Annotated in this window: 15 protein-coding genes and 6 tRNA genes; 9 read left to right on the top strand and 12 right to left on the bottom strand. The window is 66.9% G+C overall.

Going from position 1 to position 20,573, the window contains the following annotated elements; translation table 11 throughout:
• Positions 1 to 120: 120 nt before the first annotated feature.
• Positions 121 to 1,101 (bottom strand): DUF2804 domain-containing protein, encoded by a 981-nt coding sequence (locus tag C2862_RS03265; RefSeq protein WP_136218677.1) that lies wholly within the window; start codon positions 1,099 to 1,101, stop codon positions 121 to 123.
• Positions 1,098 to 2,348 carry a winged helix-turn-helix domain-containing protein gene (locus C2862_RS03260; protein WP_136218676.1) on the bottom strand — a complete coding sequence of 417 codons (1,251 nt, stop codon included), beginning with the start codon at positions 2,346 to 2,348 and terminating at the stop codon, positions 1,098 to 1,100. Before C2862_RS03260 ends, C2862_RS03265 begins: the two co-directional genes overlap by 4 nt.
• Positions 2,349 to 2,465: 117 nt before the next feature.
• Here C2862_RS03260 and C2862_RS03255 point away from each other — a divergent pair, with 117 nt between their 5' ends.
• Both C2862_RS03255 and C2862_RS03250 read left to right on the top strand, forming a co-directional pair.
• Positions 2,466 to 3,707 (top strand): exonuclease SbcCD subunit D C-terminal domain-containing protein, encoded by a 1,242-nt coding sequence (locus C2862_RS03255; protein WP_136218675.1) that lies wholly within the window; start codon positions 2,466 to 2,468, stop codon positions 3,705 to 3,707.
• Positions 3,704 to 7,465: an AAA family ATPase gene (locus C2862_RS03250; RefSeq protein ID WP_136218674.1), complete on the top strand. Its 3,762-nt coding sequence runs from the start codon at positions 3,704 to 3,706 to the stop codon at positions 7,463 to 7,465. Before C2862_RS03255 ends, C2862_RS03250 begins: the two co-directional genes overlap by 4 nt.
• A gap of 75 nt (positions 7,466 to 7,540) precedes the next feature.
• On the opposite strand, the gene C2862_RS03245 is transcribed toward C2862_RS03250, so the two are convergent.
• Positions 7,541 to 9,466 (bottom strand): S9 family peptidase, encoded by a 1,926-nt coding sequence (locus C2862_RS03245; protein ID WP_136218673.1) that lies wholly within the window; start codon positions 9,464 to 9,466, stop codon positions 7,541 to 7,543.
• Positions 9,467 to 9,607: 141 nt separating this feature from the next.
• Between C2862_RS03245 and C2862_RS03240 the strand changes: the two genes are divergently transcribed.
• The 7 genes from C2862_RS03240 to C2862_RS03205 all read left to right on the top strand — a co-directional run bounded on the left by C2862_RS03240 (position 9,608) and on the right by C2862_RS03205 (position 14,809).
• Positions 9,608 to 9,817: a hypothetical protein gene (locus tag C2862_RS03240; protein WP_136218672.1), complete on the top strand. Its 210-nt coding sequence runs from the start codon at positions 9,608 to 9,610 to the stop codon at positions 9,815 to 9,817.
• Between the two features lies 1 nt (position 9,818).
• The gene (locus C2862_RS03235; RefSeq protein ID WP_136218671.1) at positions 9,819 to 10,964 is read left to right on the top strand and encodes a class I SAM-dependent methyltransferase; all 1,146 of its coding nucleotides are present in this window, start codon (positions 9,819 to 9,821) and stop codon (positions 10,962 to 10,964) included.
• Between the two features lie 48 nt (positions 10,965 to 11,012).
• Positions 11,013 to 11,089 (top strand) — tRNA-Met (locus C2862_RS03230).
• Between the two features lie 67 nt (positions 11,090 to 11,156).
• A complete protein-coding gene (locus tag C2862_RS03225) occupies positions 11,157 to 11,405 on the top strand; it encodes a hypothetical protein (RefSeq protein ID WP_136218670.1) in 249 nt (82 codons plus the stop codon).
• Between the two features lie 28 nt (positions 11,406 to 11,433).
• Entirely contained in the window at positions 11,434 to 12,855 is a 1,422-nt protein-coding gene (dbpA, locus tag C2862_RS03220) for an ATP-dependent RNA helicase DbpA (protein ID WP_136218669.1), read from the top strand.
• Between the two features lie 90 nt (positions 12,856 to 12,945).
• The gene (locus C2862_RS25175) at positions 12,946 to 14,292 is read left to right on the top strand and encodes a PEGA domain-containing protein (protein WP_168709989.1); all 1,347 of its coding nucleotides are present in this window, start codon (positions 12,946 to 12,948) and stop codon (positions 14,290 to 14,292) included.
• A gap of 10 nt (positions 14,293 to 14,302) precedes the next feature.
• On the top strand, positions 14,303 to 14,809 hold the full coding sequence (locus tag C2862_RS03205) for a TssQ family T6SS-associated lipoprotein (protein WP_136218667.1): 507 nt from the start codon (positions 14,303 to 14,305) through the stop codon (positions 14,807 to 14,809).
• 43 nt (positions 14,810 to 14,852) lie between these two features.
• On the opposite strand, the gene C2862_RS03200 is transcribed toward C2862_RS03205, so the two are convergent.
• From C2862_RS03200 to gltX, 9 genes are all read right to left on the bottom strand, one after another.
• The gene (locus tag C2862_RS03200; protein WP_136218666.1) at positions 14,853 to 16,448 is read right to left on the bottom strand and encodes an amidase; all 1,596 of its coding nucleotides are present in this window, start codon (positions 16,446 to 16,448) and stop codon (positions 14,853 to 14,855) included.
• Positions 16,449 to 16,603: 155 nt separating this feature from the next.
• On the bottom strand, positions 16,604 to 17,179 hold the full coding sequence (locus C2862_RS03195; RefSeq protein WP_136218665.1) for an elongation factor P: 576 nt from the start codon (positions 17,177 to 17,179) through the stop codon (positions 16,604 to 16,606).
• 68 nt (positions 17,180 to 17,247) lie between these two features.
• The gene (earP, locus tag C2862_RS03190) at positions 17,248 to 18,399 is read right to left on the bottom strand and encodes an elongation factor P maturation arginine rhamnosyltransferase EarP (RefSeq protein WP_136218664.1); all 1,152 of its coding nucleotides are present in this window, start codon (positions 18,397 to 18,399) and stop codon (positions 17,248 to 17,250) included.
• Between the two features lie 65 nt (positions 18,400 to 18,464).
• Positions 18,465 to 18,540, bottom strand: a tRNA-Glu gene (locus C2862_RS03185).
• A gap of 44 nt (positions 18,541 to 18,584) precedes the next feature.
• Positions 18,585 to 18,660: transfer RNA gene (locus tag C2862_RS03180), tRNA-Glu, on the bottom strand.
• A 31-nt stretch (positions 18,661 to 18,691) separates the two neighbouring features.
• Positions 18,692 to 18,767: transfer RNA gene (locus C2862_RS03175), tRNA-Ala, on the bottom strand.
• 88 nt (positions 18,768 to 18,855) lie between these two features.
• Positions 18,856 to 18,931, bottom strand: a tRNA-Glu gene (locus C2862_RS03170).
• Between the two features lie 29 nt (positions 18,932 to 18,960).
• Positions 18,961 to 19,036 (bottom strand) — tRNA-Ala (locus C2862_RS03165).
• Between the two features lie 103 nt (positions 19,037 to 19,139).
• On the bottom strand, positions 19,140 to 20,537 hold the full coding sequence (gene gltX, locus C2862_RS03160) for a glutamate--tRNA ligase (RefSeq protein ID WP_136218663.1): 1,398 nt from the start codon (positions 20,535 to 20,537) through the stop codon (positions 19,140 to 19,142).
• Between the last annotated feature and the right edge of the window lie 36 nt (positions 20,538 to 20,573).

Raw genomic sequence — 20,573 nt, 5'->3', positions numbered from 1 at the left:
AAGCTAACAGTGTAAGGATCACGACAGTCGCGGGTTTGATCTCGATCAAACTCGGCCAAGGCTGCGCTGAGCTGTCGGTCAACCCGCGGGACCCCGCCGCGTTGCGCCGCTATTGCCTGCCTACCAGCGTGCGCGGTAGTCCTCGGCCAGCCCCGCCAGCCCCGTGACCGCACGCCGCGGCGCGTCCGGCGCCGACCTCACCCAGCCGTCGAAGCGGCCCACGTGCTGGCGCATGCGCGAACTGGCCACGAGCAATTGCTTGTCGTCGCAGCGCGTGCCTTCGGGCGTGAATCGCAGGTCGAGCAGGCCATCGTCCGTCACCAGGGTCCAGACGCCGCCGGCTCCGATATTCACCTCGAGCGCGCCCAGCGGAACCAGCACGCGGTCTACCCAGAGCGCATTTTCGGCGTCGCCAAAGTAGCCGGCCTGCAGGTTGAAACCGATGTCCAGCCCGTGCGCCGAAATCCAACGCCAGGCCGTCCGCCGCCCCAGCAAGCCGTTCGAAAAATCGTAGCTGGCCACGCCGCCATCGAGGCGAAAGCGGCGCCCGCCCGCCTCCAGCCAGCCTTGCAACGCCAGGCCCGGCGACTTCTGGGTACTGTGCACGCTGCCGCCGTCGCACACGGGTCCGACCGCCAGCAGGCGCGGCCCGGTGCCGGCGTAGGCCGCATCGATGCGAAAGCCTCCCGCATGAAGCTGCAGCCGGTGGCCGTGCGCACCGTCCGCCTCGATCGCGATGCGCCGTCCCGGCAGCGTAAAGCGGGCACCTTGCGCCACCGTTGCTCCCACCACCGCCGTCAAGCCCGCCACACCCAGCGGCGACAGGGCGGCCACGACGCGGCGCCGGCCACGGTCGAACACATAGGCGAAGGCGGTATTGCTCCAGCCGATATCGACGATGGCCACGCCGCAGAACAGCTCCTCGGTGACCAGGGCGACGAAATGCCAGCGCTTGTGGTGCAGGCGCCGCCACAGCGCACCGCGCGCATGGGGCGGCGCCAGCCTGTCCCAGCCGGGCGCGCCGGCCAGGCCCTGGTAGCGCCCGAAAAGCGGCTGCCCGTCGGGGCCGACGGCCGCAAGGGGCGCCGGCGGCAGGATCATGCGGCGGCCAGGTCCGCGCCCGTGCCCAGCAGGACGCCGAGGCGTTCACCGGGTTCCGCCGGCTCGCTGCGCAGCAGGCGCAGCTGCGGACAGCCATGCCAGCGCGCGCAGCGCTGCAGGGCGCCGGCGACGTCGCGTACGAGCGCATCGCTGGCGCGCACCCCCGGCTCGAAGAACAGCGCTTTTATTTCGAACACGCCCTCGCGCCGGTGCGCCTTGGCGTCGATCCGCCCCACCAGGGCGCCGCGGCGCAGCAGCGGCAGCGTGAAGTAACCGTAGCGCCGCTTGGCGGCCGGCGTGTAGCACTCGAGCCGGTAGTCGAAATCGAACAATTCCAGCGCGCGGCGCCGGTCCCAGACCACGGGGTCAAAGGGAGACAGGATCGTGCTCAGGGTCGGATTCAGCGTGCCGCTTGCCGCCTGCTGCGCGAGCCCGGCATTGTCGGGATGGATGTAGACCGGGTCGTCCCAGCCGGTGACGCGGGCGCGCAACAGCAGCCCCTCCTCGGCCAGCTTGCCCAGGTCGACATGCGGGCGGCGGGTGCGGTGGTAGTCGGGCACCCAGGCGGCGCGCGCCAGACCCAGGGCTTTTACCGCACGCAGGGCGAAGCTGCGGCGCACCTCGGGCAGCGCCGGCATGTGCGCATCGTCCCATTCCGGATGCACGCGCTCGGCCAGGTCGTAGACGCGCTGGAAGTTGTGGCGGCGCGCGATCATCAGGGCGCCCGAAGTGAACAGGACTTCCAGCGAGCGCTTTTCCGGCTTCCACTCCCACCAGCCTTCCGCCTTGGCGACGGCCTTGCCGTCGCTGCGTTCGAAGTCGGACGAGCGCACCGGGCCCGTGCTGCGGATGTGGGCCAGCAGGGCCGCGACTTCTCCGGCGCGCTCGCGCATCCAGGTGGCGGAGTACTTCCAGCCCATCGCGCCCGGGTCCAGCATGCGGTGGCGGTACAGGCCGTAATCCTCGCGCGGGATGAAACAGGCTTCGTGGGCCCAATATTCGAAAAGCTTGCCTTCGGCCAGCAGCTCTTCGAGCCATTCCAACGGGTAGTCGCCCAGCCGGCTCCACAGCACCAGGTAAGGACTGCGGGCGACGACGTTGATGGTGTCGATTTGCAACACGCCCATGCGGCGGATCGTGTCGAGGACGTCGGCCTTGGTGGCCTTGCGCCGGCGCGCTTGCAGCAGGCCCTGGGCCGCCAGGTGCAGGGCGCGAGCGCCGCTTATCGAGAGGACAATTTCGCTCATGTAAATATTCTAATGAGGTTTTACCAAGCAGCGCAGGGGCGTGCGCGATTTTTTTGAAGACGCGGCCCGGCTGCGCTATAGTGCAGCCGACCTTCACCATCCTTTTCCCGATTCTCCATGCGGCTGTTGCACACCTCCGACTGGCACCTCGGCCAGACCCTGCACAATTACGACCGGACCTACGAACACCAGTGCTTCCTCGACTGGCTGCTCGATACGATCGTCAGTGAAGAGGCCGACGCGCTCCTGATCGCGGGCGACATTTTCGACAACGCCAATCCTTCGTCCGCCGCCCAGCGCCAGCTCTACGGCTTCCTGCAGCGGGCCAAGCTGCGCGCGCCGCACCTGCAGATCGTCGTCATCGCCGGCAACCACGATTCGCCCGGCCGCCTGGAAGCGCCGGGGCCGCTGCTGGAAGCCCACGGCACGATCGTGATCGGCAACGTGGTGCGCGGCCGCGACGGCGAGATCGACCTCGAGCGCCTGCTGGTGCCGCTGAAGGACAAAGCGGGCGAAGTGAAAGCCTGGTGCCTGGGCGTGCCCTTCCTGCGTCCGGGCGACGTGCCCAAGGCCGAGGTCGAAGGCGACGCCTACCTGAACGGCATCGCCCTGCTCTACAGCCAGGCTTTCGAACTGGCCCGGTCGCGCCGCCAGCCGGATCAGGCGATCCTGGCCATGGGCCACTGCCACATGGTCGACGGCCAGTCCTCGATCGACTCGGAGCGCCGCATCGTCATCGGCGGCACCGAAGCGCTGCCGGCCTCGATGTTCGATCCGGAGATCGCCTATGCGGCGCTGGGGCACCTGCACCTCGCCCAGCGCGTCGGCAAGAAGGAGCACCTGCGCTATTCCGGCAGCCCGCTGCCGCTGTCGTTCGCCGAAGTCGGCTACCAGCACCAGGTGCTGCGCATCGACCTCGACGGCCCGACCGCGAAGGAAGTCACGCCACTCCTCGTGCCGCGCGCGGTCGAGCTGCTGCGCGTGCCGCCCAAGCCGGCGCCGCTGCCGGAAGTACTGGCCGCGCTCGAAGCGCTCGAACTCGACGCCGACCTGCCGCCGCAGTGCCGCCCCTACCTGGAGGTACGGGTGCTGCTCGACGGTCCGGAGCCGGGCCTGCGCGCGCAAGTGGAGACGGCGATCGCCGGCAAGCCCGTGCGCCTGGCGAAGATCGAGCCGACCCGCAAAGTCGTCACCCGCGAAGACGGCGCCGACGCGCTGACGCTCGACCAGTTGGCGCAGCTGCAACCGGACGACATCTTCCGCCGCCTGTGGCAGCAGCGCTTCGGTGAAGAGGCGCCGAATGAGCAGTTGACGGCCTTTGCCGAACTGATGCTCCCCGGCGACGCGGAGCGCGCATGAAGATCCTGCGTATCTCGGGACGCAACCTGGCGTCCCTGGCGGGAGAATTTTGCGTCGATTTCGAGAGCGAACCGCTGGCCTCCTCCGGCCTGTTCGCGATCTGCGGGCCGACCGGCGCCGGCAAAAGCACCCTGCTCGACGCCCTCTGCCTGGCTTTATATGGCAACACGCCGCGCCTGCAGCAGCGCAGCAGCCGCGGCGCCCTGCCCGACGCCGGCGGCGAATCCGTCTCGACCACCGACGCGCGCAACCTGCTGCGCCGCGGTTCGGCCGAGGGTTATGCCGAAGTCGACTTCGTCGGCAACGACGGCGTCCACTACCGCGCGCGCTGGAGCGTGCGCCGCTCGCGCAACAAGGTCAGCGGCCTGCTGCAGGCCTCGAACATGACCCTGCACCGCCTGCCCGAGCTGGTTGCGCTGGGCGGCACCAAGACCGAGGCCCAGGCGGAGATCGCGGCGCGCATCGGCCTCTCGTTCGAGCAGTTCACCCGTTCCGTGCTGCTGGCCCAGAACGAGTTCTCGGCCTTTTTGAAAACCGACGAGAACGAGCGCGGCGAGCTGCTCGAAACGCTCACCGGCAGCGCCGTCTACAGCGAGATCTCGAAGCGCGCCTACGAGCGCTATAAACAGGAACAGGATGCGGTACGGCGCCTGACTTCGCGCCTGGCCGACCACGCGCCGCTCGCCCAGGAAGCCCGTGCCGAGCTGGATGCCGAACGCGCCGCCGTGGAGGTCGCCCTGCAGGCGGTCGACGTCCGCCGTGCCCTGCTGGAAGCCCAGCTGCGCTGGCACCAGGAGAGCGAGCGCCTGCGCCAGAACGAAGCGCAGGCGGAAAGCCTGCTGGCCGAGGCCCGCCTGCACGCGGAAGCGGCGCAGGATCGGCGCCTGCGCCTGGCCACCCTGGACGAAGTGCAGGCCGCGCGTCCGCTGATGGCGGAACTGGCGCGCCTGGATGCCGAGCGCGCGCAGGTCGAAGCCCTGCTTGCCAACGGCCAGGGCGAACTCGAACGCGCGGCGCAAGGCGTGCACCAGGCCCTGCAGGAAGTGCAAGGCGCGACCCTGGCGCTCGAGACGGCGGAGGCGGCGCAACTGGCCGCCGCCGCGCAGCTCGACGCGGCAAAAGCGCTCGATGCGACCATCGCCACGCTGGCCGGCGCCCATGCCCAGCTGGCCGCGCGGCGCGACGAATCGGCGGCCGAGCTGGCGCGTACGCGCGCACTGCTTGGCGAGGCCGAAACCCGGCTGGCGCAGACGCGCGAGGCCGAGACGCGCAGCGCCGCCTGGCTCGCCGACCATCGCCGCCACGAAGCCCTGGCCGCGCAGTGGCCGCGCTGGGACAAGCTGTTCGCGCAGGCCGCGCAGGCTGCCGCGAGCGAGGAAACCAGCATTGCCTCCCTGGCCCGGGCCGAGCGCGCCCGCGTGAATGCGGCCGCCACCGCGCAGGCAGCGCAGGAGGCATTTGACGCGGCGACCGGCCGCATCGCCGAACTTGAAGCCGCGCGCCAGGCTGCGTCCGCTGCGCTGGCCGGCTTCGATCCGGATGCCTTGAATGAAGAGCGCCAGCGTCTCGACGCCCGGCGCGAACAGCTGGGCGCCGCCGTGCGCCTGGCGAAAGGCCTGCACACGGCGCGCGACCACCTGGCCCGGATCGATGCCGAACTCGAACGCACCCGCTCCGCGCGCAGCACCGCCGACACCGCGCTGGCGGCCGCACTTGCCGCCGAGCCCGCGCTGACTGGCGCGGCAAGCCAGGCCGAGCAGGCCCTGAGCGCGGCCGAACTGGCCTGCGCCGGCGACGTCGCCACCCTGCGCGCGGCGCTGGTCGAGGGCGACCCCTGCCCGGTCTGCGGCAGCGCAGCCCATCCCTACGCGCACCAGGACGCGCGCCTGCACGCGGTCTTCGAACTGCTGCGCACCCAGGTCGCCGAGCGCCGCGCCGAGGTACAGCGCAACCTGTCGGAACAGGCGACGCGGCGCGCCCAGCTCGCATCGAGCGGCGAGCGCTTGGCCACGCTCGCGCAGGAGCGCACTGCCCTGGCGGCCGACCTGGCCGAACTCGATGCCGCCTGGCGCGCCAATCCGGTGTCCGGCGAGGCGCCGCCCGCCGGCGAACGCCAGCCCTGGTTCGAAGCCCAGATGTCGGCCGTGCGCGAGGCGCTGGAGGCCATCGACGCGCGCCAGCAGGCCGCGCGGCGCGCCATGCAGGCGCGCGAGACGGCCCAGGCCAGCTTCGAAGCCGCGACCGCCGAACAGACGCGCCTGCGCGAGGCCGCCCATAAGGCGCAGGCTGCCCTGGGCACCCTGGAAAGCGAACACAAAACGATCGGTGCCCAGCTCGAACGCGAGCGCGCCGCGCTGGCGGCCGTGCTGGCCGACCTCGATCCTGTGCTGCTTGACGCATCCGGCGAGGGCTGGCAAGCGCTGTGGCGCCGCAATCCCGTCCAATGGCAGGCGGCGCGTGCGGCCGAGGCGAAAGCCTGGACGACGCAGTCCACCCAGCTGTTTGAACAGCGCGCGGCCCTGGCGGCGCTCGAAGCTGCCCAGCGCGAAGCGGCCGTGCGCGCCGAGCATGCAGCCGGCGCCGCTGCCGCCGCGCTCGATGCCTGTGCCCGCAGCGAAGCCGAACTGGGAGAACGGCGCGCCGCCCGCGCCGCCCTGTTCGCGGGCCGCGCCGTCGGCGAGGTCGAGCAGGAGCTGCGCCGCGCCGTCACGTCAAGCCGTGAGACCCTGGCCGCGCGCCAGGCGGCGGCCGGCGAGGCGGCGCAGCGCGAAACCCGGGTGCGCAGTGCGCTCACGCAGGCCCAGGAACGCATCGGAACGCTGCAGGACGACGCGAGGGATGCCGCCGCACGACTGGCCGACTGGCTCGAGGACTATGCCGCCCACCATGCCGATCTGGCACCGGTGGAGAGCCAGGCGCAGCTGGCCGGCCTGCTCGCCGTCGGCGAGGCCGCGCGGGCCCAGGAACGCGCCGCCCTGGCCGAACTCGACGCCGCGCTGTCGAAGGCAGACACCGTGCTGGCCGAGCGCAAGGCCCAGCGCGCGCTGCACGAAGCCAGCGCATCGCCCGACGGCGCCATGCAGGACGGCGCCGCCGTCGCCGACGCCTTGCAGGCCGTGCTGGAAGAACGCAGCGCCGTGCACGAACGCGCGACCAGCCTGCGCCTGCAGGCGGCCCAGGACGACGAGCGCCGCGTGCGGGCGCAATCGATGCTGGCCGAGATCGAACGCCAGCAGGCGATCGAGGCGCGCTGGGGTCGGCTGTCGGAACTGATCGGTTCCGCCGACGGCAAGAAGTTCCGCAACTACGCCCAGCAATTCACGCTCGACGTCCTGCTCGGCTACGCCAACAGCCACCTGAACCAGCTGGCGCGGCGCTACCGCCTCGAGCGCGTCGACAACGCCGGCGCCCCCTCGCTGGCGCTGATGGTGCGCGACCAGGACATGGGCGGCGAAATCCGCTCGGTCAACTCCCTCTCGGGCGGCGAATCCTTCCTCGTCTCGCTGGCCCTGGCGCTGGGCCTGGCTTCGCTGTCCTCGAACCGGGTACGGGTCGAGTCGCTGTTCATCGACGAGGGCTTCGGCTCGCTCGACAGCGACACCCTCGGCATCGCCATGGACGCGCTCGACGCGCTGCAGGCCATGGGCCGGAAGGTCGGCGTGATCTCGCACGTGCAGGAGATGACGGAGCGGATCGCGGCCAAGATCCAGGTGCGGCCGACCGGGGGAGGCAGCAGCGCGGTGAGTGTCGGCACATAAAGCGGCGCGACCTGCCGGGAGCATAAAAAAAACGGATTCACGCTGCACGTGAATCCGTTCTAACTCAACACAAGCTCACTTCTTCAGGTGCTTGTCGAGGAAGGCCAGGATCTTCGCGCTGGCCTCGATCTGGTTCTTCTTCTTGGAGAAGCCGTGCCCCTCGTCCGGGAACACGATGTACTCCACCTCCACCCCGTTCTTGCGCACGCCTTCGACGATCTCGTCGCTCTCCGGCTTGATCACGCGCGGGTCGTTCGCCCCCTGGATGACCATCAGCGGCTTGCGGATGTTCGCCGCGTGGAACAGCGGCGAGGTCGCGACCAGGAATTCCTTGTCCTTCACCGGGTCGCCGATCTCGTCGTACAGCGCCTTGCGCTGCGCTTCCCAGTAGGGCGGAATGCTCTCCAGGGTGCGTACCCAGTTGCTCACGCCGAAGATGTCGATGCCGACCTTGAAGGCTTCCGGTCGGAAGGCCATCGCCGCCAGGGTCATGTAGCCGCCATAGCTGCCTCCCATGATCGCCACGCGTTCCGGATCGATGTAGCCGAGGCTGGCGAGCCAGGTCTTGGCCTCGACGCAGTCCCACAGCGGCTCGCGGCCATGCTTGCGGTCGTCGGCGGTGAAGAAGGTCTTGCCGTAGCCCGAGCTGCCGCGGTTGTTGATGCCCAGCACCGCATAACCGTGGTTGACCAGGTACTGGATCTGGGCGTTGTAGCCGCGCATGGTCTGGCCGCCCGGGCCGCCGTGCACGTAGACGATGGCGGGCACCTTGTTCGTGGCGGAGGCGCCCTTCGGCTTGTAGTAGATCGACGGGATCACCATGCCGTCGAATGACCGGAAGCGCACCACCTCGGCCTCGACCAGGTCGTTCGGATCGATTTCCTTGTTCAGGCTTTGGGTCAGCTGAGTAGTCTTCTTGCTGCCAAAGTCGTGCACGTACAGATTGCTCGGCGAGCGGTCGCCGTTGAGATAGAACGCGACCAGGCGGCCGCTCGGCGAGAAGGTGGTCTGGCGCAGCTCGCCGCCCGGCAGCTTGGGCATCGCCACCGGCTTGCCTCCCGCTTCGCTGACGCGCACGTCGATGCTGCCGTCACGGTTGACCACGCTCACCCGGTGCTGTCCGTTGCGCGAATAGCTGGTGCCGAGCAGGTCCCAGTCGGCCTTCTCGACGTCGCTGACCTGGCCGCTGGCGAGGTCGTAGCTGGCGATGCGGGCGAATTCGCCGCCGTCGTTGGTGGTGAACAGCAGGCGCTTCGAGTCCGGATCGAAGGTCGACGCCGAATGGCTGGCGGTGCCCTTGTGCGGCGTGATGTGCTTCATTTCGCGCGCGGCCACGTTGTAGAGGTAGACATCGCTGTCGGCCGTGGTGTTGGGCTTGTCGAAGGCCAGCCACTTGCCGTCGCGGCTGATGGAGGACACGTTCATGCCGCTGTCGTTCTGGTACACGACGCTACGCTTGTAGTCCTTCGCGTCATACAGGTAGAGATCGAAGAACTTCGGATCGCGCTCGTTGGTCAGGACATAGAAGCCGCTGCCGTCGGGACGCCAGCCGGCGAACATCGCGCGGTGCTTGTCGCCCGGGGTCAGGTCGGTTTCCTTGCCGTCGAGTTCGCGCACGAACACGTGGTTGCGCTCGTTGCCGCCGCTGTCGCGCGTGAACAGGACGCGGTCGTCGTTGTAGAAGTAGCCGATGGCGTAGGTGCTATCCAGGGTCGAGCGGGTCAGCGGCACCGGCTTGCCGCCGCCGACGGGGATCGTATAGACGTTGAAGATGCCGGAGGCGTTGCTGCTGAAGAGGATGTTCTTCTCGTCCTTGCTGAAGGAGGCGCCGGTCACCGAGGTCGTCGCCATGAACTGCTCGATGGTGTAGCGCTTGGGCGCCTTTTGCGCCTGTTGGACTTTGGCGGCAGGTGCGGTGGTCGCGGCGTGGGCTGGGGCAAAGGCGGCATGCACGCACAGGGCGAGCGCGGACAGGTGGACAACGGAACGGACCAGACGCATGGGCTTCTCCATATTGTTATCAAGAAATACAACGGATCGAGTGTTGCAAAACTGGCTAGCCATGTCAACATGCATACCCCCACCGCGGTATATGCAGCGTTGTACAATGGCGCCCTTTGCATCCAGCACCCACTGAACAACATGAAACCCGCCCGCACCCTCACCTTCAAATGCGCCAAGTGCGCAAAAAACGTCACCGTCTTCCTGCAGAAGGTCTCGGCCTGCTCGCACATCCAGCCTTACCAGGGCATCTGCGGCTGCGGCGAAGTGCGCCGCCATGCGACCGGCAATCCTGACGCCGTGAAGTCCTTCATGGAATCGGGCGACGGCCACTGGCATCACCACCACTGATATGACGCGTATCGAATGGGTGGAGAACGGCCAGGCACGCTCCGCGCTGTGGCGTTCGGAGAGCGGCTGGCCGGCCCCAAAAAAGGTCGTCATTGCCGACGACACAATGGCGGCCGACACGGCCTACCGGCTGGCCCTGGATGGCACCGCCCTGCTCTGGCGCGGCGACTTCCAGAATGCGCGCCAATTGCTGCAGGCGCTGGCGCGCCGGATCGACCAGAAGCCGGCCCGTGCCAAGCGGGCCAAGGCGGGGACGGCCGCGCCGACGATTACCGAGCAGTTCCACCGTCATCGCCTGGCCCAGCTGCAGCGTGCCCGCACGCTGGCCATGCTGCTGATCCCGTTCGAGGCCGACTACACGATTCCGCTGCGGCGCGCACCGGACGTACGTCAGGCCTGCAACGAGGCCTATGGCGCGTTCAGCGAACCCTTCGTCGTCTCGCTGCGCGAACTGCTGGGCCTCATCGGCGCACACGAATGGCGCAGCAAGGGCGTGCCGATCGCGGCGCTCGACGATCGCATCCATCCCTGGTATGGCGTGTTCTCGCCCGTGCGCGGCGAGTACGTCGAGCTGGTCGCGCAGGCGCCGCTGCCGCACAAAGCGCAGACCGCTTTCGACATCGGCGCCGGCACCGGCATCCTGTCCGCCGTGCTGGCGCGCCGCGGGCTGCGCCGCGTGCTCGCCACCGACATGGATGCGCGCGCTCTCGGCTGCGCGCGCGAGAACATCGCGCGCCTTGGCCTGGACGCGCAGGTCGAGATCATCCAGGCCGACCTGTTCCCCGAAGGCCAGGCCGAACTGGTCGTCTGCAATCCGCCCTGGCTACCGGGCAAGCCGAGTTCGGCGATCGAATACGCGATCTACGACCCGGACAGCCGCATGCTGCGCGGCTTCCTGAACGGCCTGCAGGCACACCTGGCGCCGGGCGGCGAAGGCTGGCTAATTCTGTCCGACCTGGCCGAGCACCTGGGCCTGCGTTCGCGCGAGCAGCTGCTGGGCTGGATCGAAGCGGCAGGCCTGACGGTCGCGGGACGGCACGACGTGCGCCCCGTTCATCCGAAGGCACAGGACAAGGACGATCCGCTGCATGCGGCCCGTGCGCAGGAAGTGACTTCGTTGTGGCGTTTGCGGAGTGCAAAGGGATAACTTCTTCCCTGCATTTGCATCCCGGAGCGTGAAGCAGTACAATAGCGCTGCGGGGTGGAGCAGTCTGGCAGCTCGTCGGGCTCATAACCCGAAGGTCACAGGTTCAAATCCTGTCCCCGCAACCAAACACGAGTTTTACAACGAGCCCGACTCTTGCAGCCGGGCTTTTGTTTTCTGGGCCCAGTACGCCGGATGAGAGACAAGAAAGACAACGCCACGATCGACCTGCCGGGTTTCGAACCGGCCGCCCCGCTCGAAGCCGGCGCTGTCGCACAGTTGGCCCAGATAGAGACCAAACGCGCTCCCCGTCCCCGCCGCCCGGCCATGAAGCAGGAGCAGATTTCCCTGCTCGAAGAAACCGATACCACCGGCTTGCCAGTCTGGCGCCGCGACGACAACCTTGATCTGACCGGCTTGCCGGTCTGGGCACCGGACCCCTGACTTCCGGCCCTTTTCGGCTGGAGGCCGCATGACCACCTCGCGCATCACCACTTCCTTCTCCGCGCTGCCGCTGGCACCGCAATTCCTCGCCAACCTCGGTACCCTCGGCTACCACGAGATGACCCCGATCCAGGCCGAAAGCCTGCCTTCGGTGCTGCAGGGCCGCGACCTGATCGCGCAGGCAGCGACCGGCAGCGGCAAGACCGCGGCCTTCGGCATCGGCCTGCTGCATAAGCTCAATCCGGCCTGGTTCGCGGTGCAGGGCCTGGTGCTGTGCCCGACGCGCGAACTGGCGGACCAGGTCGCGGGCGAACTGCGCCGCCTGGCGCGCGGCGTCGGCAACGTCAAGATCCTGACCCTGACCGGCGGCGTCGCCATGCGCCCGCAGATCGCCTCGCTCGAGCACGGCGCCCACATCGTGGTCGGCACGCCGGGCCGCATCCGCGACCACCTCGGCCGCGCGACGATCGACCTGTCGAAGGTCCAGACCCTGGTGCTGGACGAGGCGGACCGCATGACCGACATGGGTTTCTACGACGAGATCGCCGGCATCGTCTCGGCCTGCCCGCAGCGCCGCCAGACCCTGCTGTTCTCGGCGACCTACCCGGACGACATCCGCCACGCCACCGCCGGCTTCCTCAACGACCCGGTCGAGATCGCGGTCGAGAGCCAGCACGACGATTCCAAGATCGAGCAGCGCTTCTATGAAGTCGGCTTCGACAACCGCGACGATGCGGTCGCGCGCCTGCTGCGCCACTACAAGCCGGTCTCGACCCTCGCCTTCTGCAACACCAAGGCGCACTGCCGCGAACTGGCCGATTCGCTGCGCGACCAAGGCTTCTCGGCGCTGGCCCTGTACGGCGAACTCGAACAGCGCGAGCGCGACGAAATCCTGATCCTGTTTGCCAACCGCAGCTGCTCGGTGCTGGTTGCAACGGATGTGGCCGCGCGCGGCCTCGACATCGCCAACCTGGAAGCGGTGATCAACGTCGACGTCTCGAAAGATGCGGAAGTCCACGTGCACCGTATCGGCCGCACCGGCCGCGGCGACGAGACCGGTCTTGCCCTGTCGCTGTGCGCGCCGAACGAAAAGAAATGGGTGCGCGCGATCGAGGAGTACCAGGACGCGCCCGTGACCTGGCACAAGATCGAGGACCTCGGGGACTCCGTGCTGCCGGCCGAGCCGGCACCGATGCTGACCATGGTGATCGCCGGCGGCAAGAAGGACAAGCTGCGTCCGGGCGACGTGCTGGGCGCCCTCACCGGCGATGCCGGCTTGCTGAAGGACCAGGTCGGCAAGATCAACGTCACCGAATTCCAGACCTATGTCGCGCTCGCACGCGAGGTGGCGGACGCCGCTTACCGCAAGCTGAACGCGGGCAACAAGCTGGGACCGGACTTCGGCAGCTTCAAGGGACGTAGCTTCAAGATGCGTTTCCTCGAGGTCTGAACCTGGGCGGACCCGCGCACGTTTGAACTCAGCAGCGCCACTGGAAGCTTAAATCTGGCATAGTTTTGCTAAAAATAAACGTTTAGCAAAATGACCAGCCAAACCACATCGATCTACACCCCGTTCTCGGACGGGCGCCCGGTGCGCGACATCGTCGAGCACACCCCCGCGCTGGTCGACGAGACCTGGTGCCGCAACTTGTTGCGCCACACCCTCGACTCGCTCGAACAGCAGTACGCCAGCGGCGCCCCGCATCGTCCGATCACGCCCGACACGCTGGTGATGCTGGCCAATGGCGAAGCCCTGCTGCTGCCCTCGGTCGACGAAACCGCCTCGGACGCACCCAGCCTGGCCGGAGACCTGCACGCGCTGGCCCTGGTCGGGCATTACGCGATCACCGCCGAACTGCCGCCGGACGGGCCGCTGGGACCGCGCCTCTACGAAGGCTACAGCGAGCAATTGACCAAGGGCCTGGACTGCTGCCTGGGGCCGAACCGGCGCCTGCGGCCGCAGACCATTGCCGAGATGCGTGCCCTGCTGGGGATCGAAGCCGGTGCGGCCGAGGCGATACCGGAGCCGGCCGTGGCCCTCGTCGAACCGCCTCCGGCCCTGGACGCGCAGCCGGCGTTATCGGACGAGCCTGCGCCGGCGCCGGAACCGCTCCACCACGAGCCGCCCGCTCCCGACAGCGCAGCCAGCCCCATGCTGCGCAAGCCGGCCAACCAGAATGACGCGCCCCATGAGCGCGCACCCGAACGCATCGCGCCCGCCTTCGCCAAGGACACCGGACCGGCACCGGCTGCTCCGCTGAAACCATCCGCCGCTCCGGGCGCTCCGACGGGGCAAGCCGCGCCGGGCGGACTCCAGCAGACCTGGACTACCACCGAACGCAGCGGCCGCGCACAGCGCTGGGGCATGCTGGCGGGCGCCGCCGTCGTCGTGCTGGCAGCCGGGAGCGCGCTCATCTCGTACATGCAACAGGACGATACGCGCGACCTGGTGCCCTTGAGCCTGCCGCCCGCCGAGCGCGCCGCCAACGGCCTGGACAAGGGCGACACCGTGCTCGCGCCGCCATCCGCCAGTGCGCCGGCCGACCAGGCTGCCGTGCCGGCCGCCGAGGAAGCCGAAGGAATGGTCGCGGCGGACGAGGCCGCGGGGCCGGAAACGACGGCCGAGCCTGCCAAACCTGCAGGCAAGAACGGCGTCGCCGTCGTCAACGGCACCACGTATAAACTGCTGATCAAGCCCTGGGGCACCGTCTACGTCGACGGCGTCGACCGCGGCGTGAGCCCGCCGGTCAAGCGCCTGACCCTGGCGCCGGGCCAGCACACGATCCGGATCGTCAATCCGAGTTTCCCCGAGCATACGATGACCGTCGACGCCGGCTCGAAGGAGTCCATGGCCATTGAACACGATTTCACGGCCAAGGCCGAATAAGGAGGCTGTCATGCCGAGAATTCTTCCTCCCCGCTGGCTGGGCGCTCTGTTGGCCGCCGCAGCTTTGTCCGGCTGCGCCGAAATGAATTCGCTGATGGATTCGGCTCTCAACCGCAAGCCTGCGCGGACCGTCGTGCGCGAAGTGGGCAAGGACGAACCGCGGCCGGGCGCACGCGCCGAATCGCGTTCGGAATCGCGCAGCGAGGCCCGTGCCGAAGCGGCGCCGAACCGCGACCAGACCGCGCTGCGCGAAGGCATCCGCCTGTACAACGAGGGAGATTTCAACGGCGCCATCAAGCGCCTGAATTCGAACGACATCCGCAGCAATTCGCCGCTGCGCGTACGGGTGGACGCCCTGAAATACACCGCCTTCAGCTACTGCGTGACCTCGCGTCCGAAGCAGTGCGAGCAAAGCTTCGAGAAGATCCTGAAAATCGATCCCGACTTCGATCTGGAGTCGGGCGAACAGGGACATCCGCTCTGGGGTCCCGCGTTCGAACGCGCCAAGCGGAACTGATTCCGGCGGCACAAACAACTGTTTGTGCCGCTCAAACAATTGTTTAGACCTTGATGTTGACCGTACCCGGGAAGGCCGGCGCGCGGCGGCGCTTGCTGGCCTGCTCGTAGGCATAGGCCATGCCGATCAGGGTCGCCTCGCTCCAGGCGCCGCCCACGAACGAGATCCCGACCGGCAGACCGCGTGCGAAGCCGGCCGGCACCGTGACGTGCGGATAGCCGGCCACCGCCGCCGGCGACGAGAAGCTCATGCCGTAGTGGTCGCCGTTGATGTAGTCGGTCAGCCAGGCCAGGCCGCCGGTCGGCGCCACCAGTGCATCGAGCTTGTGTTCGCGCATGACCTGGTCGATGCCCTCTTCGCGCGAATAGCGCAGGTTGTTCGCCAGCGCTTCCTTGTAGGCCTTCGAATCCAGTCCCTCTTTCTTCTGCGAAGCGATCAGGTGTTCCTGGCCGAAGTACGGCATCTCGCGCGCCGCGTTCTTTTCGTTAAAGGCGATCACGTCGGCCATGTTCTTCACCGGCGCATGCGGGGCGTAGGCGGCCAGATACGCGGCCAGGTCCGGCGTGAATTCCTGCAGCAGCACTTCGACCTCGGTCTCGCCGTACTTGTCCGTGTTCGGCACCTTGACGTCGACCAGGATCGCGCCCTGCGCGCGCAAGACGGCCAGCTCCTTGTCGATGAGCTCGTCGATGACCGTGCTGCCGCCAAAGAAATCGCGCGCCACGCCGATGCGCTTGCCGCGCAGGCCATCCAGACGCAGGGCCGCGGCATAGTCGGCGACCTTGCCATTGCTCTCCTTCGTGACCGCATCGTCCTTGTCGACGCCGGTCATGGCCGCCAGCATCAGGGCGGCATCGGCGACGCTGCGCGTCATCGGACCGGCCGTATCCTGCGAGTGGGCGATCGGGATGATGCCGCTGCGGCTGACCAGGCCCAGGGTCGGCTTGATGCCGACGATGCCGCAGCTCGATGCCGGGGAGACGATGGAACCGTCGGTTTCGGTGCCGACCGCCAGCGTGGCCAGGCTGGCCGCGATCGCGGCGCCCGAACCGGAGCTCGAGCCGCTCGGGTTGCGGTCCAGCGCATGCGGATTCCTGGTCTGGCCGCCGCGTCCGCTCCAGCCGCTGACCGAATGGGTCGAGCGCATGTTCGCCCATTCCGACAGGTTCGTTTTGCCGATGATGACGGCGCCGGCCGCGCGCAGGCGCTCGGCAACGAAGGCGTCTTTTTTAGCCCGCACGCCGTGCAGCGCCAGCGAACCGGCGCTCGTGCTCATCTTGTCGCCGGTGGCGATATTGTCTTTCAGCAGGACCGGAATGCCGTGCAGCGGACCGCGCAGCTTGCCGGCTGCGCGCTCACGGTCGAGTTCGGCTGCAATGGCGAGCGCGTCGGGATTGAGTTCGATGACGGAATTGATCTTCGGGCCGGCCTTGTCGACGGCGGCGATGCGCGCCAGGTAGCGTTTCACGAGCTGCTGCGAACTGGTCTTGCCGGCGGCCATGACCGCGCCCTGCTCGCGCACGCCTGCATCCAGCAAGTCGTCGGCCGCCATGGCCTTCGGTGCCGCTGCCGCGTTTGCCGCTACACCCGCCACTGCACCGGCAGCTACACCCAGTCGAACGAAATCCCTGCGATCCATCTGTCTCTCCACTCTTGTTTATAAGTAAAGCACTAGCATAGCAGTGCTTTCCACTCAGCACCATTTCCCGCTGAATCGAATAGACGAAAAAAAACGCTGCCGGTGAAGGCAGCGTTTTTTCGCAAAACGGACTACAAGCTGGTCTTAGTTACGGCTTAGTTGCGTACGACGCGCTTGTATTCGTTGGTGCGGGTGTCGATCTCGATGGTGTCGTCCTGGCTCACGAACAGCGGCACCATGACGATGTGCTGGTGGGCTTCGATGGCGTTCTCGATCTTGGCTTCCTTCAGGACGTTGCCCGAGGTGTTGCCCTTGACGGCTGGTTCCGAGTAGACGACCTGGCGTGCGATGGTGGTCGGCAGTTCGACCGAGATGGCCTTGCCGTCGTAGAACACGGCTTCGCATTCCATACCGTCTTTCAGGTAGTGCAGCGCGTCGCCCAGGTTCTCTTCTTCGATTTCGAACTGGTTGTACTCTTCGTCCATGAAGACGTACAGCGGATCGGCGAAGTACGAGTAGGTGACCGGCTTCTTGTCCAGCACGACGACGTCGAACTTGTCATCGCCGCGGAACACGTTTTCCAGCGGTGCGTTGGTCAGAAGATTTTTCATCTTCCACTTGTAGGTGAAGCCCGTGCGGCTCGAGCCGTTGACATCGGAACGCAGGACGATAAAAGGCTTTTCATCAACCATGATGATGTTGCCGACACGAATCTCTTTTGCGGGTTTCATAGGATTATGAGTATCTAAAAAAGGGGGTTGCAGTAACAGAGCATGATACCACGTAACGCGAGCCGTGCCTAACGCAGTGAAGCGGCGAAGGCGAGCAGGTTCGTTGCGAGGTCGCCGTTTTCCAACATCCGCGCCTGCCACACGCGCGAGCGGGTCTCGATACGCTCCTTGTCGCCCTGCAATGCCGACCACAGCTCGGACCAGCTCGCGGGGTGCGCAGCAGCACCATTCCATTGCAGCATCACGCTTTGCAGGCTGTCGATGTCGGGCGCATAACGGCCGAGGAAAGCCCGCAGCTTCTTGTGGTGCAGATTCTCGTCTTGCGGATAAATATGCCAGACGAAAGGCTTGCCGGCCCACTGGGCGCGCACCCAGGAATCCTCGCCGCGCACGAAGTTCAAGTCGCAAGCCCACAGCAGGCGGTCGTAGTCCGGTTGCGGCACGAAGGGCAGCACGCGCACCGTCAGATTGCCGCGCGTGGCGACCGCGCCGGCGCGGCCCGGACCGCCGAGGAAAGCCTCGACCGCCCCTGCGGCCACGCCTTCAGGCACCAGGCAGGTCAAGCGTTCGCCGCCGCCCTGCCAGGCCGCGAACAACTCGGCCACCGGCGCATGCGGATAGCAGAACAACGACACTTTATAGGCGTCGATCTCGGCATCGGGCAAACCGAGGCCGTGCAGGAAGGCCCGTACCTGCTGCGGCTGGCCGAGGAAGGCTTCGCGCTCGCTTGCCAAGCCCGCCTCGCGCAGCAGACCACCGGTCTGATTCGTAAAGCCGGGGAAGAAGAAATGCTTGGTCAGCTTCAGGCGCGGGTGCATCGACGGCAGGCGATGGCAGCCTTCGACCCACTCTTCCGCCGTCAAGCCTTCCAGGTTCAGCCAGACCGGACGCGGCGTGCGCGCCGCCATCGCTTCGGCGTAGCGAGGAGGGATATCTACTGCAAAAAACTCGATGACGATGTCGGCCACATCCGCGGGCGTGTAGTCGTCGTCCTGGCCGCGCCAGTGATGCACGGCCACGCCCTGCACTTGCTGGGTCGCAGCGTCGATATCCACCTCGGGACAGATGCGGCGGAAGCTGGCCAGGTCGTCGACCCAGAGCGTGACCGCCACGCCATGTTCGCGCTGCAGCTGGCGCGCGAGACGCCAGCAGATGCCGATGTCGCCGTAGTTGTCGACGACCTTGCAGAAGATGGCCAGAGTCAGGGGGGAAGCGGACATGGATGCTCGACGGGAGAGAAACGTAGAAAAGCAAAAAGCCGCACAAGGCGGCTTTTTGCACTAACTGGCGTCCCCACGGGGATTCGAACCCCGGTACTCACCGTGAAAGGGTGATGTCCTAGGCCTCTAGACGATGGGGACCTAAAACTGTATCGATTACTACTATACTGCTACTGCCGAATTCTTGGCGTCCCCACGGGGATTCGAACCCCGGTACTCACCGTGAAAGGGTGATGTCCTAGGCCTCTAGACGATGGGGACCCTGGACTGCTACAACATTGTTTTTCCTACGTGGTGGAGGTAAGCGGGATCGAACCGCTGACCTCTTGCATGCCATGCAAGCGCTCTCCCAGCTGAGCTATACCCCCTACGGGAAAACAACATTATAACATACTGCTTTTACATCTACTACTGCTGCCGCTGGCGCAGCTTCCGGCAAAACCTCTGCCAAAACCTTGGCGTCCCCACGGGGATTCGAACCCCGGTACTCACCGTGAAAGGGTGATGTCCTAGGCCTCTAGACGATGGGGACCCTGAACTACCGATTACTACACTTCAAAGTGGTGGAGGTAAGCGGGATCGAACCGCTGACCTCTTGCATGCCATGCAAGCGCTCTCCCAGCTGAGCTATACCCCCGTACTGCTGAAGTGCGAGCATTATAGCGGGGGTTCTTGCATTACGCAAATACCGATTTGACGAATATCGAGGGAATGTTCGTCCCACGATATTCGCTTCCCGATTACAGCCCCTTCCCTACGCGCGCCAGCACGGTCTCGCGGCCGAACAGTTCCAGCACCGCGTCGATCGCCGGCGTTTGCAGCTGGCCGGTGACGAGCAGGCGCAGCGGCATCGCGATCTGCGGCATCTTGAGACCATGGGCGGCCAGCACTTCCTTGAGCATGGCGGCGATCGCGGCCTTGTTCCACTCAACCGTCCGGCAGCGCTCGGCGAATGCGGCCAGCGCCGGCTTGACGGCGTCGGTCAGGTGCTGGCTCATCAGCTCCGCACTTGGTGCCGGCTGGCGGAAGAACAGCATGGCGGCATCGGCGAGTTCATTGATCGTGTTGGCGCGGTCCTTCACCAGCGCCAGCACGGCAGGAAGCTCAGGTGCGCCGTCGAACTGCGCGCCTTCCATTTTCGGCCGCGCCAGCTCGGCCAGGCGCGCGTTGTCGGCGGCCTTGATGTAGTGGTTGTTCAGCCAGGCCAGCTTTTCGGGATTGAACTGGGCGGCCGAGGCGGTCAGGTGCTCGAGGTTGAACCACTCGGTGAACTGTTCCATCGAGAAGATCTCATCGTCGCCGTGGCTCCAGCCCAGGCGCGCCAGGTAGTTCAGCATCGCTTCCGGCAGATAGCCCTGCTCCGGATACTGCATCACGCTGACGGCGCCGTGGCGCTTGGACAGCTTCTGGCCGTCCGGGCCCAGGATCATCGGCAGGTGGCCGTACTGCGGCAGCTCGGCGCCCAGCGCGCGCAGGATGTTGATCTGGCGCGGCGTATTGTTCACGTGGTCGTCGCCGCGCAGCACGTGGGTGATCTGCATGTCCCAGTCGTCCACGGAGACGCAGAAGTTGTAGGTCGGCGTGCCGTCCGGACGCGCGATGATCAGGTCGTCGAGCTCCTTGTTGGCGATCGTGATCGGACCCTTGACCACGTCGTTCCAGGTCACCTCGCCGTCCAGCGGATTCTTGAAGCGCACCACCGGCTTGACGCCTTCAGGCACCGGCGGCAAGACCTTGCCCGGCTCCGGACGCCAGGTGCCGTCGTAGCGCGGTTTTTCGCCGGCCGCGCGCATGCGTTCGCGCATCGCTTCGACTTCTTCCGGCGAGCAGTAACAGAGGTAGGCGGTGCCGGCTTCCAGCATGCCCTTGACGACTTCGCGGTAGCGGTCCATGCGCTGCATCTGGTAGAACGGGCCTTCGTCGTGCGACAGGCCGAGCCACTGCATGCCGTCCAGGATCGCCTGCACCGCTTCCGGCGTCGAACGCTCGAGGTCGGTGTCTTCGATGCGCAGGATGAAGGTGCCGCCGAAGTGGCGGGCGTAGGCCCAGGAATACAGCGCGGTGCGCGCGCCGCCGAGGTGGAGATAGCCGGTCGGGCTGGGAGCAAAGCGTGTACGAACGGGAGTGCGGACGGTCATGGCGAAAAGCGAAAGGGTAAAGCGGCTATTTTACCC

The sequence above is a fragment of the Massilia sp. Mn16-1_5 genome, assembly GCF_004798585.1.
Classification (GTDB): Bacteria; Pseudomonadota; Gammaproteobacteria; order Burkholderiales; family Burkholderiaceae_D; genus Telluria.
Note: the sequence above shows the minus strand (reverse complement) of the source record. Positions and strands in the feature narration are given on the sequence as shown.

What these genes read in the sequence shown, in the direction of transcription:
- C2862_RS03205 (WP_136218667.1), top strand. Translation starts at nt 14,303, where the DNA reads ATGCCGAGAATTCTTCCTCCCCGCTGGCTGGGCGCTCTGTTGGCCGCC.
- C2862_RS03235 (WP_136218671.1), top strand. Translation starts at nt 9,819, where the DNA reads ATGACGCGTATCGAATGGGTGGAGAACGGCCAGGCACGCTCCGCGCTG.
- C2862_RS03255 (WP_136218675.1), top strand. Translation starts at nt 2,466, where the DNA reads ATGCGGCTGTTGCACACCTCCGACTGGCACCTCGGCCAGACCCTGCAC.
- C2862_RS03240 (WP_136218672.1), top strand. Translation starts at nt 9,608, where the DNA reads ATGAAACCCGCCCGCACCCTCACCTTCAAATGCGCCAAGTGCGCAAAA.
- C2862_RS25175 (WP_168709989.1), top strand. Translation starts at nt 12,946, where the DNA reads ATGACCAGCCAAACCACATCGATCTACACCCCGTTCTCGGACGGGCGC.
- gltX (WP_136218663.1), bottom strand. Translation starts at nt 20,537, where the DNA reads ATGACCGTCCGCACTCCCGTTCGTACACGCTTTGCTCCCAGCCCGACC.
- dbpA (WP_136218669.1), top strand. Translation starts at nt 11,434, where the DNA reads ATGACCACCTCGCGCATCACCACTTCCTTCTCCGCGCTGCCGCTGGCA.
- C2862_RS03260 (WP_136218676.1), bottom strand. Translation starts at nt 2,348, where the DNA reads ATGAGCGAAATTGTCCTCTCGATAAGCGGCGCTCGCGCCCTGCACCTG.
- C2862_RS03195 (WP_136218665.1), bottom strand. Translation starts at nt 17,179, where the DNA reads ATGAAACCCGCAAAAGAGATTCGTGTCGGCAACATCATCATGGTTGAT.
- earP (WP_136218664.1), bottom strand. Translation starts at nt 18,399, where the DNA reads ATGTCCGCTTCCCCCCTGACTCTGGCCATCTTCTGCAAGGTCGTCGAC.
- C2862_RS03200 (WP_136218666.1), bottom strand. Translation starts at nt 16,448, where the DNA reads ATGGATCGCAGGGATTTCGTTCGACTGGGTGTAGCTGCCGGTGCAGTG.
- C2862_RS03245 (WP_136218673.1), bottom strand. Translation starts at nt 9,466, where the DNA reads ATGCGTCTGGTCCGTTCCGTTGTCCACCTGTCCGCGCTCGCCCTGTGC.
- C2862_RS03265 (WP_136218677.1), bottom strand. Translation starts at nt 1,101, where the DNA reads ATGATCCTGCCGCCGGCGCCCCTTGCGGCCGTCGGCCCCGACGGGCAG.
- C2862_RS03250 (WP_136218674.1), top strand. Translation starts at nt 3,704, where the DNA reads ATGAAGATCCTGCGTATCTCGGGACGCAACCTGGCGTCCCTGGCGGGA.
- C2862_RS03225 (WP_136218670.1), top strand. Translation starts at nt 11,157, where the DNA reads ATGAGAGACAAGAAAGACAACGCCACGATCGACCTGCCGGGTTTCGAA.